Consider the following 17,081-nt stretch of genomic DNA (forward strand, 5'->3'; position numbering starts at 1 on the left):
GTGCGCGCCGCAGCCCGCGCCCAGCGCATCGGCGCGCTCGCCGCCTGCCCCGAGGTCGTGGCCGCGCGCCAGCCGCCGCAGGGCGGGTGGGAGATCGTGCTCGTCCGGCACGGCCGGCTCGCCGGCACCACCGTGGCGCCCCGCGGCAGCGACCCGTGGCCCTACGTCGAGGCGCTGCGGGCCACCGGCGAGGTCGTCACGGCCCCGCTGCTGCCCGCACCGGCCGCGCTGCCCGAGGAGTGCGAGAAGGTGCTGCGCTGGCTGGAGTCCGAGGGCACCCGGCTGGTGCAGGTCGAGGGCTCGTGGCAGTGCCCGGTGCACGGTGCAGGCTCCGCGCGCGCCGAGCTCGAGCCGATGACCGCGGCGTTCGGCCCGGTCAGCGGGTTCGACGAGCCGGGGCGCCACCGCCGCCACGGGCACGCCGCCGCGGGCTGAGCACACTAGGCTCGGGCCGTTCAGCCGCCACCCGCCGCCACCCCGGCGAGCCCGCCCGCCGACGTCCAGGAGCCGCCCCGTGATCACCGCCATCGTGCTGGTCCAGGCCGAGGTCGACCGCATCCCCGAGGTCGCCGCCGCCATCGCCGACCTCGACGGCGTCACCGAGGTCTACTCGGTCACCGGCGACGTCGACCTCATCGCGATGGTCCGGGTGCGCGAGCACGAGGCGCTGGCCGACGTGATCGCCGACCGGCTCAACAAGGTGCAGGGCGTGCTGAACACCCAGACCCACATCTCGTTCCGCGCCTACTCCCAGCACGACCTCGAGGCCGCGTTCGCCCTCGGCTTCGAGGACGGCTGAGCGCTCAGCCGCCGGAGGTCGCGGTGACCCAGCGGTCGAGCACCTCGGCAGCCGCACCGCTGTCGACGGCAGCCGCCGCCCGCAGCTGGGCCGCGGCCATCCGCTCGACGAGGCCGCCGTCCGTGGCCCCGGCCGGAGTCGCGTCGTCGGCCGCGTCGGCCGCCACGAGCGCGGCCGCCGCGTTGAGCAGCACCGCGTCGCGCACCGGACCGGCGGTCCCGGCGAGCAGGTCGCGGGCCACGCCGGCGTTGTAGGGCGCGTCGGCCCCGCGCAGCGCTGACACGTCGTGACGCGGCACCCCGATGTCGGCCGGGTCGAAGGCGTGCTCGGCCACCTGGCCGCCACGCACCTCCCAGACCGTCGAGGGCCCGGACGTCGTCAGCTCGTCCAGGCCGTCGTCCCCGCGGAACACCAGCGCGCTCGAACCGCGCCCGGCCAGCACCCCGGCGACCAGTGGCGCCATCCGACGGTCGGCGACACCCACGGCCGCCGCGCGCGGGCGCGCCGGGTTGGTCAGCGGCCCCAGGAAGTTGAACGCCGTCGGGACGGCGAGCTCGCGGCGCGCGACGGCCGCGTGCCGGAACGAGGGGTGGAAGACCTGCGCGAAGCAGAACGTGATGCCGGCCGTCGTCGCGACCTCGGCCACGGCCTCGGGCGACAGGTCGAGCCGCACCCCGAGGGCCTCCAGGACGTCGGCCGACCCGCACGCGCTCGACGCCGCACGGTTGCCGTGCTTGACGACCCGGACGCCGGCCCCGGCCACCACGAGCGCGGCCATGGTCGAGATGTTGACGGTGTGGGCCCGGTCGCCGCCGGTGCCGACGACGTCGACCGCCGGGCCGGGCACGCTGATCGGCACCGCGTGCTCGAGCATGGTCTGCGCCAGGCCGGTCAGCTCGTCGACGTCCTCGCCCTTGGCGCGCAGCGCGACCAGGAACCCGGCCACCTGCACCGGCGTCGCCTCGCCGGACATGATGCGGTCCATCGCCCAGCCCGTCTCGGCGCTGGAGAGCGACCCGCCGCCGATCAGCCGGTGCAGCAGCGCGGGCCAGCTGGTCTGCTCGCTCGACCCGGCCTCGCCCGCGGGCACGGCTAGGCCTGCAGGCCGCGGGCCAGCTCGGCGACGGCCTCGGCGACGCCGGCCGGGTCGAGCGGGTGCGAGACGGCCGCGTCGGCCAGCGACCAGGCGCCGAGCCAGGAGTCCTGCGGGCGGCCGATGAGCACCAGCACCGGCGGGCAGCGGTAGATCTCGCTCTTCAGCTGCCGGCACAGGCCCAACCCGCCCAGCGGGCTGGCCTCGCCGTCGAGCACCGCGATGTCGGCGCGGCCCTCGTCGAGCGCCGCGACGACGGCGGCGGGGGTCGCGCACTCGAGCCACTCCACGCGCGGGACGTCGGCGGCCGGACGTCGTCCGACGGCCATCCGCACCGCGGTGCGGGTGTCGACGTTGTCGCTGTAGACCAGGACGGTCAGGGTGCGGGTGTCGTGCTCCGCGCCGGTCGCCTGCGTCGCGCTCATGCGTGTCGTCCTCGGGGGCCGTGGGGTGGCTCGACGGGCGGCTGCCCGTGCTCGCGATCGTAGCGGTCCGGCCAGGTCAGGGCGGCAGCGCGTCGAGTTCGCGCCGCACCGGGGGGTCGCCTCCCCCTCGGCTCCCCGATAGGGCAATAATGGCGCCCGTGGCGACCGCAGCAGCAGTTCAGACCGCCCCCGCGCACCCGTCGGTGAGCCGTCCCAACATGGCCTCCGTGGGCACGATCGTGTGGCTCTCGAGCGAGCTCATGTTCTTCGCCGGGCTGTTCGCGATGTACTTCACCATCCGCTCCGTCGTCCCCGAGCAGTGGATCGAGGGGCCGAACACGCTGAACGTCCCCTTCGCGGCCGCCAACACCCTGGTGCTCGTCATCAGCTCGGTGTGGTGCCAGCTGGGCGTCTGGAAGGCCGAGCAGTTCCAGGCCGCGCGCACCGGGTCGCTCCTGCAGCTGCGGCTGTGGGGCATGCGCGAGTGGTACGCGCTGACCTACCTGTTCGGCGCGGTCTTCGTCTCCGGCCAGGTGCTCGAGTACGCCACGCTCGTCACCGAGGGCGTCAAGATCAACTCCGACGCCTACGGCTCGGTCTTCTACCTGACCACCGGGTTCCACGCCCTGCACGTCACCGGCGGCCTGATCGCGTTCCTGCTGATCATCGGCCGCAGCTTTGCCGCCCGCCGGTTCGGCCACGCCGAGGCCACAGGCGCGATCGTCACGTCGTACTACTGGCACTTCGTCGACGTGGTCTGGATCGCGCTCTTCGCGACCATCTACCTGCTGAAGTGACCGGTACGGTGACCGGGCGGACGAGCGCAGGCGACACCGCGCCACCGCACGCGCCGACCCCGACGTCCCGCCGTACGCTCGCAGAACAGCCCGGGCCCCGCGCCCGCGCTCGGCACGAAACGAGGAATCGCACGTGACCGCACTCGCCGCCCGCCGGCGTCACCCGCTGGCCCTGGTGCTCCTGATCGCCCTGGGCCTGCTGGTGACCGGAGCCGCCTACGCGGCGCTCGCGCCCTCCCCGGCGCAGGCGTCGACGGCCAGCGCGGACGACGTCGCGAAGGGCAAGCAGCTCTTCCTCGCGAACTGCGCGTCGTGCCACGGCCTGAACGCCCAGGGCGCGCCGGTCGATACGAACGGCGACACCGTGGCCCCGAGCCTGATCGGCGTCGGCGCCGCCGCCGTCGACTTCCAGGTGGGCACCGGCCGCATGCCCGCGGCCGCACCCGGTCCCCAGGTGCAGAAGAAGAACGTGCAGTTCTCCGGCGACGAGATCCGTGCGCTCGCCGCGTACGTCGCGTCGCTGGCCCCCGGTCCGGCCGTGCCGGACGCCGAGTACGCCACGGACGCCGGCGGCGACCCGGGGCGCGGCGGCGAGATCTTCCGCGTCAACTGCGCCATGTGCCACAACTTCGCCGGCGCCGGCGGTGCGCTGACCCGCGGCAAGTACGCGCCCAGCCTCGAGAACACCAGCGCCAAGCACATCTACGAGGCCATGCTCACCGGCCCGCAGCAGATGCCGGTCTTCAACGACGCCAACATCACGCCCGAGAGCAAGCGCGACCTGATCGCCTTCCTCAAGACGGTCGAGAACGAGCCCAACGCCGCCGGCTCCTCGCTCGGCAACCTGGGCCCGGTGCCCGAGGGCCTGTTCGTCTGGGTGATCGGCATCGGCGCGCTGATCGGCTGCGCCGTGTGGCTCGGCTCGAAGGCGGCCTGAGATGAGCCACGACACCGAGGGCACGGTCAGCACCGGCGGCACGGACGACGCAGGACGGACGGACATGAGCGACACCACCCCGGCGCGCACCAGCGACGTCGCCGCCCCCGACCGCGCGGTGACGCTGGCCGGCACGACCGCCGCGCCCACGCTGTTCGAGAACCCGGGCATGCCGGTGCACGTGCACCGCATGGCCGACACCGACCCGCGGGCCGCCCGGAGGGCCGAGCGCCAGGTCGCCACGATGTTCCTGGTGTCGATGCTGGGCACCGTGGTGTTCCTCGTGTCGTACTTCGCGGTCGACATCGACACCGGCGTCTTCGTGCCGTTCATCGGCGACACCCGGCTGCAGAACCTGCTGCTGGGCCTCGGCCTCGGGGCCGGCCTGCTGTTCATCGGCCTGGGCGCCGTGCACTGGGCCAAGACCTTGATGCCCGACGAGGAGGTCGTCGAGGAGCGCCACGACCTGCGCAGCACCGACGAGGTCCGTGCCGGGGCCATCAGCGCGCTCACCGAGGGCGGCGAGGCGTCCGGCATCGGCCGTCGGCCGCTGATCAAGGCGACGCTCGGCGGCGCGCTGGGCCTGTTCGCCCTGCCGTTCGTCGTCGCCCTGCGCGACCTGGGCCCGATGCCCGGCGACGCCAAGTCGGTCACGATGTGGAAGGCCGGCATGCGCCTGGTCTCCGACCCCGAGCTGGCTCCGATCAAGGCCTCCGACGTCACGATCGGCTCGGTGTTCCACGTCATGCCCGAGGGCATCGACAAGGTCGAGGACGTGCTCGAGCAGAAGGCCAAGGCCGCGGTGCTGCTCATGCGCCTCGACCCGGCCAACATCAAGAGCGCCAAGGAGCGCGAGTGGGGCTACGAGGGGATCGTGGCCTACTCCAAGATCTGCACCCACGTCGGGTGCCCGGTCGGGCTGTACGAGCAGCAGACGCACCACCTGCTCTGCCCCTGCCACCAGTCGACGTTCGACGTGACCGAGGACTGCAAGGTCATCTTCGGCCCGGCGCACCGCCGGCTGCCCCAGCTGCAGATCACCGTCAACGACGAGGGCTATCTCGTCGCCCGCCAGCCGTTCCAGGAGGCTGTCGGGCCGAGCTTCCCGGAGCGAGGTCACCGATGAGCCAGACCGCCAGCACCCGCGTGGCCGGTGGGGTCGCGAACTACGTCGACGAGCGCATCGGCATCGCCGGTGGCGTCAAGTGGGGCCTGAAGAAGGTCTTCCCCGACCACTGGTCGTTCATGCTCGGTGAAGTCGCGATGTACAGCCTGGTCGTGCTGCTGCTCACCGGCACCTTCCTGACCTTCTGGTTCATCCCCTCGACCGGTCACGTCGTCTACGACGGTGCCTACGTGCCGCTCAAGGGCGTCGACATGTCCGAGGCGTACAAGTCGACGCTCGACATCTCGTTCGAGATCCGCGGCGGCCTGATCATCCGGCAGATCCACCACTGGTCGGCGCTGCTGTTCGTCGCCGCCATCGCGTGCCACATGTTCCGGGTGTTCTTCACCGGCGCGTTCCGCAAGCCGCGCGAGGTCAACTGGGTCATCGGCCTGGTGCTGGCGCTCCTGGCGCTGGTCGAGGGCTTCGCCGGCTACTCGCTGCCGGACGACCTGCTGTCGGGCACGGGCCTGTCGTTCGCCCGCGGCATGATCCTGTCGATCCCGATCGTCGGCTCGTACGTCTCGTCGTTCGTCTTCGGAGGCGAGTACCCGGGCGACGCGCTGATCCCCCGCTTGTTCACGGTGCACGTGCTGCTCATCCCGGCGCTGCTGGTCGGGCTGTTCACGGTGCACATCATGCTGGTGGCACTGCAGAAGCACACCCAGTACCCCGGCCCCGGCCGCACCAACAAGAACGTCGTGGGCTTCCCGGTCATGCCGGTGTACGCGGCCAAGGCCGGTGGCTTCTTCTTCATCGTCTTCGGCGTCACGACGCTGCTCGCGGCGGTCGCGCAGATCAACCCGATCTGGGCGTACGGCCCCTACGACCCCTCCCCCGTCACCGCCGGCTCGCAGCCGGACTGGTACATGGGCTGGCTCGAGGGGGCGATCCGCATCCTGCCCGGCTGGCTGGAGTTCTCGGCCTTCGGCTGGACGTTCAGCCTCAACATCGCCATCGGCGGCCTGATCCTGCCCGGCATCGTGACGACGCTGGCGATCGCGTACCCGTTCCTCGAGGCATGGGTCACCGGTGACAAGCGCGAGCACCACCTGCTGGACCGCCCGCGCAACGCGCCGACCCGCACCGGTCTGGGCGCCATGGCGATCGCGTTCTACCTGCTGCTGTGGTCTGGCGGCGGCAACGACCTGATCGCGACGCACTTCAAGCTCTCGATCAACGACATCACGAACTTCCTGCGGGTGGCCGTGATCGTGATCCCGCCGATCGTGTTCGTCGTGACGAAGCGGATCTGCCTGGGCCTGCAGCGGCGCGACCGCGACCTGGTGCTGCACGGCCTCGAGACCGGCCGCGTGGTGCGCCTGCCGCACGGCGAGTTCTTCGAGGTGCACGAGCCGCTGAGCGAGCACGACCGCTGGGTGCTGGTGCAGCACGACACGCACCGGCCGCTCCCGCTGCCCGAGGCGACCGACGAACAGGGCGTGCGGCGTCCGAAGCTGCGGGCGCACAGCGTGCGCACCAAGCTCTCGCGGTTCTGGTTCGAGGACCGTGTCGAGGCCGTCACCCCCGCCGAGCTGGCCGCCGCCCACGCGCACGGCCACCACGACGCGGTCGACGCCCACGACGACGGCCACGCCGCCATCGAGTCCAGCGAGGCCTCCGCCGCCACCCGCGGCTGACCTCTCCCGACCGACCGCCGCAGGGCGGGCCTCCCCCACGGGAAGCCCGCCCTGTCGCCGTCCCAGGACCCGTGCGTCCGAAGGATCGGTCGCTGTTGCAGCCACTCCTTCGGACGCAACGCGTCAGCCCGCCCCAGCGAGAGCCCGCGCGCGTACGCGACCAGCGCGGGGCGGCGTCCTCGGTGGCCGAGCGTCAGACGAGCTTGCGAGAGCACGGCCGGCGAGGGCGCCGTTCCGCGCCCCCAGCACGGTCAGCGCGGTCGAGCTACAGCGCCGACTTCTTCGCCCACTGCGTCGACGTCTCGTTCCACATCGTGTAGCCGTTGTACTCCTCGAGGTGCCGCGAGGAGCCGACGAACTTGACGACGTCGCCCATGCGCGAGTTGTCGAACAGCCACTTGGCGTCGGACGGCGAGAGGTTCGTGCAGCCGTGGCTGACGTTGGCGCTGCCCTGCGACCCGACGGACCAGGGCGCGGAGTGCAGGAACTCGCCGCTCCAGGTGAGCCGCATGGCCCACTGGGTGGGGATCCGGTAGTAACCCGGGTCGCCCTTCTTGATGCCGACGGTGGCGGAGTCCATCACGTGCTCGGACTCGCGCGACAGGATCACCTTGATGCCGTTGCGGGTCTCGGTCTCGCTGCCGGGCCGGCCGGTGCTGACCTTGAGCACCCGCAGCACCTTGCCGTTGCGCGTGACCGTCATGCGGTGCGTCTGGGTGTTGACCGTGCTCACCATGGCGCTGCCGACGGTGAAGGTGCTGGTGGCGCCCTGGCTGGTCCACAGGTTCTTGTGCGTCTCGATGCCGGCGATGTCGGCCTGCACCGTGACCTTGGTGCCCGGCGTCCAGTACTTGGCGGGGCGCCAGATGAGCTGGCGGCCGTCGAGCCAGCCGAACTGGCCCTTCATGGCCGGGGTGGACGTGACCGAGACGCGCCGCTCGACGTCCGCGCGCTTGTCCTCGTCGACCGCGGTGACGAACTGGACGACGACGGGCATGCCCACGCCGACCGTGCCGCCGCTGCTGGGGATGATCCCGTAGTTCGCCGTGTCGCGCGGGGTGAGGGTGCGCAGGGCGGAGGTCGCGGTGGTGACCTGGCCGGCGTCGTTCACGGCCGAGGCGCTGACCTGGTAGCGGGTCTTGGGCTGCAGGCCGCTGGACGCCGTCCAGACCGTCTTGTCGTCGTTGAGCGTGCCCTCGACGGACGTACCACCGGCGCTCTTCACGCTGACCTTCGTGATGGTGCCGGACGTCGCGGTGACCGTGACCTCGGCGTCGGGGCGCACCTTGCTGGCGCCGTCGGCCGGGCTGATCTCGAGCTCGGCGGGCGGCGCCGCCGGAGTCGACGCCGACGAGGTGGCGGACCCGGACGGCGTGCCCTGCGCCGAGGCCTGCGGGGTGACGCCCTGGCAGGCGGACAGGCCCAGGGCGGCGGTGAGCAGCGCGGCGGACCACGCGAGGGCGTGGCGCTCGGGCCGCGGACGGCGGGTGGTCGTGGTCACGCGGTCGTTCCCCCAAGGCACAGGTCGGCGGGCGCCGTCCGTTCACCCGTCCAGACGCGTCAGAGGTCGGGAAGGTTGCACGGGACGACGTCCCTACTGTAAGCCACGCCGCCGACGTCCTGGCGGCACCGACCGGCTAGTGGGCGTGGGCGCCGCGCCAGTACTCGAAGACCCAGCCGACCAGGGCCAGCGCGGCCAGGCCGAGGCCCATGTACATGAGCCACCAGCCGGCCGCGAAGCCCAGGAAGATCACGGCGCTGCCGAACGCCAGCGGCAGCGGCCACCAGCTGTGCGGCGAGAAGAAGCCGTACTCCCCCGCGCCGGCCTCGATCGGCGCGGCCGGGTCGTCCTCGGGCCGGGCGTCGACGTGCCGGGCGGTGAACCACAGGTACCAGCCGACCATCAGCGACAGGCCGGCGGTGAGGAACAGCCCGACGGGGCCGACCGGCTCGTCCCAGTGCGTCAGGATCCCGTAGATCACGCCGATGGGCGCGAAGAAGAACGTCCCGGCCCCGAAGAGCCAGCTCTCGACCTTCACCTCAGCGCTCCCCGTCCGTGCGGTCCTGGTTGGACGCCAGCCCGTTGCCCCCGCCGGTGGAGCCGTTGGACGGCTGGCCCTCCGGCACGAGCTCGGGCTCGCCGTACAGCTGGTCGAGCAGGTTCTTGTCCGGCGTCGGGTGGTCGAGCGCCGCGATCTCGGGGTGGTGCAGGTCGAACGCGGGGCGCTCGGAGCGGATGCGCGGGATGCTCGTGAAGTTGTGCCGCGGCGGCGGGCACGAGGTCGCCCACTCCAGCGAGGCGCCGTAGCCCCACGGGTCGTCGACCTCGACCAGCGGCGCCGTGCGCCAGGTCTTCCAGACGTTGTACATGAACGGCAGCGTCGAGGCGCCGAGCAGGAACGCGCCGACCGTCGACACCTGGTTCTCCCAGGTGAAGCCCTCGCCGGCGAAGTAGTCGGCGTAGCGGCGCGGCATGCCCTCGACACCCAGCCAGTGCTGGATGAGGAAGGTGGTGTGGAAGCCGATGAACAGCATCCAGAAGTGCACCTTGCCGAGCGTCTCGTCGAGCATCCGGCCGGTGAACTTGGGCCACCAGAAGTAGAAGCCCGCGAACATCGCGAACACCACCGTGCCGAAGACGACGTAGTGGAAGTGCGCCACCACGAAGTAGGAGTCGGTGACGTGGAAGTCCAGGGCCGGGCTGGACAGGATGATGCCGGTCAGGCCGCCGAACAGGAACGTCACGAGGAAGCCGATCGCCCACAGCATCGGTGTCTCGAACGTCAGCTGGCCGCGCCACATGGTGCCGATCCAGTCGAAGAACTTCACGCCCGTGGGCACGGCGATGAGCATGGTCATGAACGCGAAGAACGGCAGCAGCACCTGGCCGGTGGCGTACATGTGGTGGGCCCACACCGTGACCGACAGGCCGGCGATCGCGATGGTCGCGAAGACCATGCCCTTGTAGCCGAACAGCGGCTTGCGGCTGAAGACCGGGATGATCTCGCTGATGATGCCGAAGAACGGCAGCGCGATGATGTAGACCTCGGGGTGGCCGAAGAACCAGAACAGGTGCTGCCACAGCATCGAGCCGCCGTTGGCGGGGTCGTAGACGTGCGCGCCGAGCTTGCGGTCGGCGCCGAGCGCCAGCAGCGCGGAGGCCAGCACCGGGAAGGCCATCAGCACCAGCACGGACGTGATCAGCACCGTCCAGGTGAACAGCGACATCCGGAACATCGTCAGGCCGGGCGCGCGCATGCAGACGATCGTGGTGATGAAGTTGACGGCGCCCAGGATGGTGCCGAAACCACCGAGGGCCAGGCCGAACACCCACAGGTCGGCGCCCAGGCCGGGCGAGTAGGCCACGCTCGACAGCGGCGAGTAGGCCGTCCAGCCGAAGCCGGCCGCGCCCTGCGGGGTGAAGAACCCGATGCTGGCGATGATGCCGCCGAACAGGTACAGCCAGTAGGCGAACATGTTCAGCCGCGGGAACGCGACGTCCGGCGAGCCGATCTGCAGCGGCATCAGCGCGTTCGCGAACCCGGCGAACAGCGGCGTCGCGAACAGCAGCAGCATGATCGTGCCGTGCATCGTGAAGAGCTGGTTGTACTCCTCGGGGTTGCGCACGATCTGCAGCCCGGGCGAGAACAGCTCGGCCCGGATCAGCAGGGCGAGCACGCCGCCGACGAGGAAGAACACGAACGAGGTGATGAAGTAGAGGTTGCCGATCACCTTGTGGTCGGTGGTCGTCACCCACTTCACGACCGTCCGGCCCAGGGTGGGGCGCGCCGGCTCCACCCAGTCGGCCTCGCGGTACGTGGTCATCAGCTGCCTCCGAAGGTGGGGATCTTCTCGGCCTCGCCGGGCGCGAGCTGCTCGATGTTCAGCGAGTCGGGCAGCAGGCCGGTGTTGCCCTGGGCCTTGAGCTCGGCCATGTGCTGGTCGTACTCGGCCTGCGGCACGACCTTGACCTGGAACAGCATCTGCGAGTGGTAGGCGCCGCACAGCTCGGCGCACTTGCCGCGGTAGGTGCCGACCTCGGTCGGCGTCACCTCGAAGGTGTTGACCCGCCCCGAGATCATGTCGATCTTCATGAGGAAGGCCGGCACCCAGAAGGCGTGGTTCACGTCGCGCGTCGTCAGCACGAACTGGGTCGACTTGTCGACCGGCAGCCACAGCACCGGCGGCTTGTCCTGGTCGGACTCCTGGCCGGTCAGCTCGGTCTGGGTGCTCGACTCGTAGACGTCGTTGGACAGGTAGTTGAAGTCCCAGGCCCAACGCTTGCCGACCACGTTCACGACGTTGTCGGGCTTGTCGGAGATCTTCAGCAGCGCGGTCTCGTCGCGCGCGGTGTAGAAGAACAGCGCGCCGATCATGAACAGCGGCACGACCGAGTAGAGGATCTCGATCGGCAGGTTGTAGCGCAGCTGGGTCGGCAGCGGGTCGTCGTCACGACGGCGCCGGAAGGCCACGACGCAGTAGATCGTCAGGCCCCAGACCAGCACACCGACCGCGAGGGCGGCGATCCAGGAGCCGGTCCACAGCGTGGTGATCCGGTCGGTCTCGGTCGTGACGCCCTTCGGCAGGAAGCCGCGCTCGGTCGTGGCCGAGCAGCCGGTGAGCGCCAGGGCCGCACCCGCCCCCACGAGCGAGAGCCGGACCGCGGGACGCCGACGTCCTGGACGCGATCGGAGGAGCTGACGCACGGCGCACCTTTCGGACGGACCCTCGGGCTGCGACCTGCGACGACGGCACGTGGCCGCGCGGCAGGGCGACGCCCTCTCGAACAGCCCACAACCTACCGCAGCACCGCCCTCCGGCTCGGGCAGGGTGGGGCTAGCGTGGCGGCCGTGCCGCACACCGCCGAAGGGGGTCGCGACGCCCCCCGCCGGGCGCTGCTGGACGCCTCCGCGCCACCGCTCGCGCCGGTGGCCCGCGAGGCCCTGCTGGCCGCTCTCGACGAGGGCTGGGCCGACCCCCGGCGCCTGCACGCCGAGGGACGCCGGGCCCGAGCGCTGCTGGACGGCGCGCGCGAGGTGGTGGCGGGCGCGCTGGGCGCCCGCCCCGACGAGGTGTCGTTCGCGCCGGACGCGACGACGGCCCGTCAGGTCGGTCTGCGCGGCCTGCTGCACGGACGGCGGCGCCGCGGCGACCACGTGCTGCTGGGGGCGGTCGAGCACTCGGCGCTGCTGCACACCGCGGCCTGGCACGAGGCGCGCGGCGGACGACGCACCCTCCTGCCGGTCGACCTCCTGGGCCGGGTGCAGCTGGACGGCGCGGACGGGCTCGCGGCGGCCGTGGCCGGTGAGGGTGTGGCCGCCCTGGTGCTGCAGGCGGCGAACGGCGAGGTGGGCACGCGCCAGCCGGTAGCGCAGGCCGCCGAGCGCGCCCGGGCCGCCGGCGTGCCGCTGCTGGTGGACGCCGGCTCGGTCGTGGGCCGCGACGAGCTGCCGGAAGGGGCCGACGTCCTGGTGGCGGACGCCCGCTCCTGGGCGGCCCCGCCCGGCGTCGGCGTCCTGGTGGTGCGCACCGGGGTGCGGTGGCGCGCCGACGGCCCCGAGGACGAGAACGAGCAGGGCCGGGTGCCGGGCGAGGTCGACGTCCCGACCGCGCTGGCGGCAGCGGCGGCGCTGCAGGACGCCGAGCAGCACCGCGAGCGCCGCTCCGCGCAGGCCCGCGCGCTGGTCGACCGGCTGCGCGCGGCGGCCGCCGACGTGCCCGACACCGAGGTCGTGGGTGATCCGGACGACCGGCTCCCGCACGTCGTGACGTTCTCCCACCTGTTCGTCGACGGCGAGGCGCTGGTGCACGAGCTCGACCGGCGCGGGTTCGCGGTGGCCAGCGGCTCGGCCTGCACCGCCAGCACCCTCGAGCCGAGCCACGTGCTGGCCGCGATGGGCGTGCTGACCCACGGCAACCTGCGCCTGACCCTGCCGCTCGACCCCGACGACCAGGTGGCCGACGACGTCGAGCGGTTCTGCACCGCGCTGCCCGAGGCGGTGCGGGCGGTGCGCGCGCTGCTCGGCGCGGAGCGGCTGTGACCGAGGCGGACGGCGCGACCGACGAGCTGGTCGTCGACGCCCGCGGCCTGCGCTGCCCGTTGCCGGTGATCCGGCTGGCCGAGCGCGCGCGCGACCTGCCACCGGGCACCGAGCTGACGGTGCTCGCGACCGACCCGGCGGCGGCGCTCGACGTCCCGGCCTGGGCGCGGATGCGCGGCCACGAGGTGGTGCGCGACGAGCGGCCGGACGGCGAGCTGCGCCTCACGGTCCGGCTCGGAGAGGGTCTGGGACCCTGAGGCCATGACCTCCGAGGCCGCCGTCACCACCGTCGAGGAGCTGCGCGCGCTGATCGGCGAGCCGCTCCCCCGGGTCGCCGCCAAGGACCGCCCGGAGCTGGACGACGTCCACCGCCGCTGGCTCGAGGCGTCGCCGTTCTGCCTGGTCGCGACGTCCGGCGCCGACGGCACGTGCGACGTCTCGCCGAAGGGCGACCCGGCCGGCCACCTGGCGCTGGTGCTCGACCGCACGACGGTCGTGCTGCCGGAGCGCCCGGGCAACCGCCGGGCCGACGGCTACCTCAACGTGCTCGCCAACCCTCACGTCGGGCTGCTGTTCCTCGTGCCCGGCCGCGGGGACACGTTGCGGGTCAACGGGTCTGCCCGGCTGGTGTCCGACGCGCCGTGGTTCGACCGGCTCGTCGTCAAGGGCCACCGGCCCCAGCTCGCCCTGGTGGTCGACGTCGAGCAGGTGTTCTTCCACTGCTCCAAGGCGTTCCTGCGCTCGCAGCTGTGGGACCCGGCGTCGTGGGACCCGGACGCGGTCGAGTCGCGGGCCGTCATCGCGCAGCGGCTGGAGCGGCCCGACGAGCCGCTCGAGGCCCTGGAGCGCTACTACGGCAAGGAGTACGGCCAGAACCTCTACGGCTAGGCGAACGCCGGCGGCAGGTCGAGGGCGAGCGCCACCTCGAGCCGGCGCAGGTACTCGGGCCGCGGCACCTCGACGACGCCCAGGGTGGCCAGGTGGTCGGTGCGCCACTGGACGTCGAGCAGCCGGCGGTCGTCGTCCGCGCCCTGGCGCATCAGGTCGACGAGCGCGACGACGGCGACCTTCGAGGCGTCGGTGGCGCGGTGGAACATCGACTCCCCGGCGAACAGCCCCCCGACCGCCAGGCCGTAGAGCCCCCCGACGAGCTCGCCGTCGCGCCAGCACTCGACCGAGTGCGCCCAGCCGAGCTCGTGCAGCCGCGTGTAGGCAGCCGTCACCGCCGGGGTGATCCACCGGCCCTCGCGCGAGGGGTCGGCGCAGCCCTGGACGACGTCGGCGAACGCCGTGTCGACGCGCACCTCGAAGCGCCCGGCCGATCGGCGCAGCGAGCGCGAGACCTTGAGCCCGTGCAGCGGCAGCACCCCTCGCGGGTCGGGCGACCACCAGCCGAGCGGGTTGCGGCCTCCGATGCCGACGCCCATGGGGAACAGCCCCCGCCGGTAGGCCATCAGCACGGTGCCGGGCTCGAGGTCGGCACCGACGCCGACCAGGTCCTCGCCGGGCTCGGCGTCGACGTCCAGGTCCCAGGGCGAGGGCGGGGGCTCGACGGGCGGCACGGGGTCCTCGTCGCTCGCCGGCTCGCGTCGTCCGCGTCAGGCGCGGGCGATGCCCAGGGACGGCGCGATCTCGCGCGCGGCCTCGTCGCCGTAGGCGTCGGTGAACCGGCGCAGGAAGCCGCCGCGGCCCAGCTCGTACTCCTGGGTGCCGACGGTCTCGATGACGTAGGTGGCCAGCATCGAGCCGAGCTGCGCGCACCGGGTCAGCCCGAGGTCCCACGAGAGCCCGGCCAGGAAGCCGGCGCGGAACGCGTCGCCCACGCCGGTCGGGTCGGCCTTGCGCAGCTCGCGCGCCACCGGCACCTCGATGGCCGGCTCGCCGCGGCGCTCGATCCGCACGCCCTTGGCCCCGAGGGTCGTCACGCGCGTGCCGACCAGGGCGAGGATCTCGTCCGCGCTCCAGCCGGTCTTCTGCTCGGTGAGCGACGCCTCGTACTCGTTGCTGAACAGGTACGTCGCGCCCTCGACGAGCCGCCGGATGAACGGCCCGTCGGCGAAGGCGAGCTGCTGCGACGGGTCGGCCGCGAAGGCGTAGCCGCGCGACCGGCACTCCTCGGTGTGGCGCAGCATGGCCTCGGGGTCGTTCGCGCCGACCAGCACCAGGTCGAGGGCGCCGAACGAGCGCGCCAGCGGCGCCAGCTCGATGTCGCGGGCCTCGCTCATCGCGCCGGCGTAGAACGACGCGATCTGGGCCTGGTCGGTGTCGGTGGTGCAGATGAAGCGCGCGGTGTGCCGCAGCTCGCTGGTGCGCACGCCGCCGCAGTCGACGCCGTGCCGCTCGAGCCAGGCCCGGTACTCCACGAAGTCCGCGCCGACCGCGCCGACCAGCAGGGGCCGCAGCCCGAGGTTGGCCATGCCGAAGGCGATGTTGGCCGCCACGCCACCGCGCCGGACGTCGAGCTCCTCGACGAGGAACGACAGCGAGAGCTTGTCCAGCTGCTCGACCACCAGCGAGTCGGCGAACCGCCCCTGGAAGGTCATCAGGTGGTCGGTCGCGATGGAACCGGTGATGGCGATCTGCACGGCGGCGACCCTACCGGGACCGCGTGCGGGCGACCCAGCCGGACGACGCGCGAGACTACCGCTCGGTAGCCGTGGAGTACCCGTCGGTAACCGCCTAGCGTCGTCCGCATGACCTCCTCAGCCGCTCTCGTGCCCGCCGTGCCCGGTCCGCGCCAGGCCCTCGACGAGGGCAGCGTGCACGACCTCGCGGTCGACGGCGCCCAGGTGCTGCTGCCCGCTCCCTCGCCCCGGCCGCTGCACGTCGCGCACCCCGCGACGGCGCCCGTGCTGGTGCCCGAGGACGCGACCGCGATGCTCAGCGGCCTGTCGCAGTACGGCTCCTGATCGGCTCACACGCGGCTCATGACCCTGCTCCTCCGCGGGAGGGGACGACGAAGGGCCGCACCCGTGGTGGGTGCGGCCCTTCGTCGTGGGGTGCGTCAGCTGAAGCTGTCGCCGCAGGCGCACGAGCTGCCCGCGTTGGGGTTGTCGATCGTGAAGCCCTGCTTCTCGATGGTGTCGGCGAAGTCGATCGTCGCGCCGCCGAGGTACGGGGCGCTCATGCGGTCGACCACGACCTCGACGCCGCCGAAGTCCTCGACCAGGTCGCCGTCGAGGTCGCGCTCGTCGAAGTACAGCTGGTAGATCAGGCCCGAGCAGCCGCCGGGCTGCACGCCGATGCGCAGCCGCAGGTCGTCGCGGCCCTCCTGCTCGAGCAGGCTCTTGACCTTCTGCGACGCCACGTCGGTGAGCACGACGCCGTGCGCCGGGGCGTCGGTCGTCGCGTCGGTGGTCTGGGTGGTCTCGGTCATGCGGTGTCCCTACTCGCTCGACTGGTCGATCAGGCGGTCGTCATCGGCAACCGCTCGCACCCCGGAGGTGTTCCCGCCGCGGCACCCCTCCAGCGTACGTCGTCATCGCGACCACGTCCGCGCGACCCGGCGGGCGCGCGCGGCGAGCTGCCCGGCGGGGTCGGACCGGACGTCGGCGAGCCGGCCCGGACGGTCGGCGACCGCGTAGGCCCCCGAGACGCCGAGGTTCAGCAGCTCGCGGCGCCCGACCTCCACCTCGAGGGCGAGGACGACGACCGGAACCCCCACCTCGAGCGCGCCCGCGGCCACCGCCGGCACGACGCCCGCCCGCAGCTGCTGCCACCCGAGCACCGCCTCGCCGGTGACCACCAGGTCGGTGGCCCGCAGCCGCTCGGCGAAGCCGGTGGCCTCCAGCACCGCCGTGACCCCGTCGACCTGCCGTGCGCCGAGCAGGGCCAGGGCGAAGCCGATCCCCCCGCCGGCTCCGGCACCCGGCGTGGCGGCCAGGCCGCTGCCGCCGAGCGGACGTCCGGCCACCAGCCCGCGCTGCGCGAGGTCGGCGAAGTGACCCAGCGCGCCCTCCAGGGCCTGGGCCTGCTCGGGCGAGGCGCCCCGTCGTCCGGCGTCGGTGGCGCTCGCGCCGTGGAACCCCAGCAGCGGCAGGTCGGACGACGTCGCCGCCACGAGCACGACGCCGCGCAGCCGCTCGCGCGCCTCCGCCACGCCGGCCAGGTCGTCCGCCGCCACGCCGCCGAGGAAGCCGCCCCCGCCGGCCAGCCGCTGCGCCGAGCCGACGCCCAGCGCGCTC

General features: G+C 72.8%; 19 protein-coding genes and 1 pseudogene. 10 read left to right on the forward strand and 10 right to left on the reverse strand.

What is annotated here, in order from left to right; translation table 11 throughout:
- Both ACYVJ4_RS06115 and ACYVJ4_RS06120 read left to right on the forward strand, forming a co-directional pair.
- Positions 1–435 (forward strand): annotated as a pseudogene (locus tag ACYVJ4_RS06115) (DEDD exonuclease domain-containing protein); the annotation flags it as partial.
- A 79-nt stretch (positions 436–514) separates the two neighbouring features.
- Positions 515–799: an Lrp/AsnC family transcriptional regulator gene (locus ACYVJ4_RS06120; protein WP_460459226.1), complete on the forward strand. Its 285-nt coding sequence runs from the start codon at positions 515–517 to the stop codon at positions 797–799.
- 4 nt (positions 800–803) lie between these two features.
- Here ACYVJ4_RS06120 and trpD read toward each other — a convergent pair whose 3' ends face one another.
- Both trpD and ACYVJ4_RS06130 read right to left on the reverse strand, forming a co-directional pair.
- Positions 804–1,889 carry an anthranilate phosphoribosyltransferase gene (gene trpD, locus ACYVJ4_RS06125; protein WP_460459227.1) on the reverse strand — a complete coding sequence of 362 codons (1,086 nt, stop codon included), beginning with the start codon at positions 1,887–1,889 and terminating at the stop codon, positions 804–806.
- Positions 1,890–1,891: 2 nt separating this feature from the next.
- Positions 1,892–2,317: a response regulator gene (locus ACYVJ4_RS06130; RefSeq protein WP_460459228.1), complete on the reverse strand. Its 426-nt coding sequence runs from the start codon at positions 2,315–2,317 to the stop codon at positions 1,892–1,894.
- Between the two features lie 149 nt (positions 2,318–2,466).
- Between ACYVJ4_RS06130 and ctaE the strand changes: the two genes are divergently transcribed.
- The 4 genes from ctaE (at position 2,467) to qcrB (ending at position 6,856) form a co-directional block, all read left to right on the forward strand.
- Positions 2,467–3,114, forward strand: coding sequence for an aa3-type cytochrome oxidase subunit III (gene ctaE / locus ACYVJ4_RS06135; protein WP_460459229.1), 648 nt, complete (start codon positions 2,467–2,469; stop codon positions 3,112–3,114).
- Positions 3,115–3,247: 133 nt separating this feature from the next.
- The gene (gene qcrC / locus ACYVJ4_RS06140) at positions 3,248–4,051 is read left to right on the forward strand and encodes a cytochrome bc1 complex diheme cytochrome c subunit (RefSeq protein ID WP_460459230.1); all 804 of its coding nucleotides are present in this window, start codon (positions 3,248–3,250) and stop codon (positions 4,049–4,051) included.
- 64 nt (positions 4,052–4,115) lie between these two features.
- Positions 4,116–5,177, forward strand: a complete 1,062-nt coding sequence (gene qcrA, locus ACYVJ4_RS06145; protein ID WP_460459244.1) for a cytochrome bc1 complex Rieske iron-sulfur subunit — start codon at positions 4,116–4,118, stop codon at positions 5,175–5,177.
- A complete protein-coding gene (gene qcrB, locus ACYVJ4_RS06150) occupies positions 5,174–6,856 on the forward strand; it encodes a cytochrome bc1 complex cytochrome b subunit (protein WP_460459231.1) in 1,683 nt (560 codons plus the stop codon). Before qcrA ends, qcrB begins: the two co-directional genes overlap by 4 nt.
- Before the next feature lie 265 nt (positions 6,857–7,121).
- Here qcrB and ACYVJ4_RS06155 read toward each other — a convergent pair whose 3' ends face one another.
- From ACYVJ4_RS06155 to ctaC, 4 genes are all read right to left on the reverse strand, one after another.
- A complete protein-coding gene (locus ACYVJ4_RS06155; protein ID WP_460459232.1) occupies positions 7,122–8,357 on the reverse strand; it encodes a L,D-transpeptidase in 1,236 nt (411 codons plus the stop codon).
- A gap of 136 nt (positions 8,358–8,493) precedes the next feature.
- Positions 8,494–8,895, reverse strand: a complete 402-nt coding sequence (locus tag ACYVJ4_RS06160) for a cytochrome c oxidase subunit 4 (protein WP_460459233.1) — start codon at positions 8,893–8,895, stop codon at positions 8,494–8,496.
- Between the two features lies 1 nt (position 8,896).
- Positions 8,897–10,681, reverse strand: a complete 1,785-nt coding sequence (ctaD, locus tag ACYVJ4_RS06165; protein WP_460459234.1) for an aa3-type cytochrome oxidase subunit I — start codon at positions 10,679–10,681, stop codon at positions 8,897–8,899.
- Positions 10,681–11,502 carry an aa3-type cytochrome oxidase subunit II gene (gene ctaC / locus ACYVJ4_RS06170; protein ID WP_460459235.1) on the reverse strand — a complete coding sequence of 274 codons (822 nt, stop codon included), beginning with the start codon at positions 11,500–11,502 and terminating at the stop codon, positions 10,681–10,683. The genes ctaD and ctaC overlap by 1 nt, the downstream gene beginning before the upstream one ends.
- 204 nt (positions 11,503–11,706) lie before the next feature.
- Here ctaC and ACYVJ4_RS06175 point away from each other — a divergent pair, with 204 nt between their 5' ends.
- From ACYVJ4_RS06175 to ACYVJ4_RS06185, 3 genes are read left to right on the forward strand one after another with little or no spacing between them, the layout of a single operon-like run.
- Positions 11,707–12,897, forward strand: a complete 1,191-nt coding sequence (locus tag ACYVJ4_RS06175) for a cysteine desulfurase family protein (RefSeq protein ID WP_460459236.1) — start codon at positions 11,707–11,709, stop codon at positions 12,895–12,897.
- Positions 12,894–13,154: a sulfurtransferase TusA family protein gene (locus tag ACYVJ4_RS06180; protein ID WP_460459237.1), complete on the forward strand. Its 261-nt coding sequence runs from the start codon at positions 12,894–12,896 to the stop codon at positions 13,152–13,154. Before ACYVJ4_RS06175 ends, ACYVJ4_RS06180 begins: the two co-directional genes overlap by 4 nt.
- 4 nt (positions 13,155–13,158) lie before the next feature.
- On the forward strand, positions 13,159–13,785 hold the full coding sequence (locus ACYVJ4_RS06185) for a pyridoxamine 5'-phosphate oxidase family protein (protein ID WP_460459238.1): 627 nt from the start codon (positions 13,159–13,161) through the stop codon (positions 13,783–13,785).
- Here the strand turns inward: ACYVJ4_RS06185 and aat are convergent.
- Both aat and ACYVJ4_RS06195 read right to left on the reverse strand, forming a co-directional pair.
- Positions 13,782–14,459, reverse strand: coding sequence for a leucyl/phenylalanyl-tRNA--protein transferase (aat, locus tag ACYVJ4_RS06190; RefSeq protein ID WP_460459239.1), 678 nt, complete (start codon positions 14,457–14,459; stop codon positions 13,782–13,784). The two genes, ACYVJ4_RS06185 and aat, sit on opposite strands and share 4 nt — an antisense overlap.
- A gap of 36 nt (positions 14,460–14,495) precedes the next feature.
- Complete coding sequence (locus ACYVJ4_RS06195; protein WP_460459240.1) at positions 14,496–15,482, reverse strand: carbohydrate kinase family protein; 987 nt, start codon at positions 15,480–15,482, stop codon at positions 14,496–14,498.
- A 108-nt stretch (positions 15,483–15,590) separates the two neighbouring features.
- On the opposite strand from ACYVJ4_RS06195, the gene ACYVJ4_RS06200 reads away from it, so the two are divergent.
- Complete coding sequence (locus tag ACYVJ4_RS06200) at positions 15,591–15,806, forward strand: hypothetical protein (RefSeq protein WP_460459241.1); 216 nt, start codon at positions 15,591–15,593, stop codon at positions 15,804–15,806.
- A gap of 95 nt (positions 15,807–15,901) precedes the next feature.
- Here ACYVJ4_RS06200 and ACYVJ4_RS06205 read toward each other — a convergent pair whose 3' ends face one another.
- Both ACYVJ4_RS06205 and ACYVJ4_RS06210 read right to left on the reverse strand, forming a co-directional pair.
- On the reverse strand, positions 15,902–16,273 hold the full coding sequence (locus ACYVJ4_RS06205; protein ID WP_460459242.1) for a HesB/IscA family protein: 372 nt from the start codon (positions 16,271–16,273) through the stop codon (positions 15,902–15,904).
- A 102-nt stretch (positions 16,274–16,375) separates the two neighbouring features.
- The coding region (locus tag ACYVJ4_RS06210) for a glycerate kinase (protein ID WP_460459243.1) at positions 16,376–17,081 on the reverse strand (706 nt) is incomplete at its 5' end.

Source organism: Angustibacter peucedani (assembly GCF_054779595.1).

What these genes read in the sequence shown, in the direction of transcription:
- ACYVJ4_RS06130 (WP_460459228.1), bottom strand. Translation starts at nt 2,317, where the DNA reads ATGAGCGCGACGCAGGCGACCGGCGCGGAGCACGACACCCGCACCCTG.
- ctaE (WP_460459229.1), top strand. Translation starts at nt 2,467, where the DNA reads ATGGCGCCCGTGGCGACCGCAGCAGCAGTTCAGACCGCCCCCGCGCAC.
- qcrA (WP_460459244.1), top strand. Translation starts at nt 4,116, where the DNA reads ATGAGCGACACCACCCCGGCGCGCACCAGCGACGTCGCCGCCCCCGAC.
- qcrB (WP_460459231.1), top strand. Translation starts at nt 5,174, where the DNA reads ATGAGCCAGACCGCCAGCACCCGCGTGGCCGGTGGGGTCGCGAACTAC.
- ctaD (WP_460459234.1), bottom strand. Translation starts at nt 10,681, where the DNA reads ATGACCACGTACCGCGAGGCCGACTGGGTGGAGCCGGCGCGCCCCACC.
- ACYVJ4_RS06185 (WP_460459238.1), top strand. Translation starts at nt 13,159, where the DNA reads ATGACCTCCGAGGCCGCCGTCACCACCGTCGAGGAGCTGCGCGCGCTG.
- ACYVJ4_RS06200 (WP_460459241.1), top strand. Translation starts at nt 15,591, where the DNA reads ATGACCTCCTCAGCCGCTCTCGTGCCCGCCGTGCCCGGTCCGCGCCAG.
- ACYVJ4_RS06205 (WP_460459242.1), bottom strand. Translation starts at nt 16,273, where the DNA reads ATGACCGAGACCACCCAGACCACCGACGCGACGACCGACGCCCCGGCG.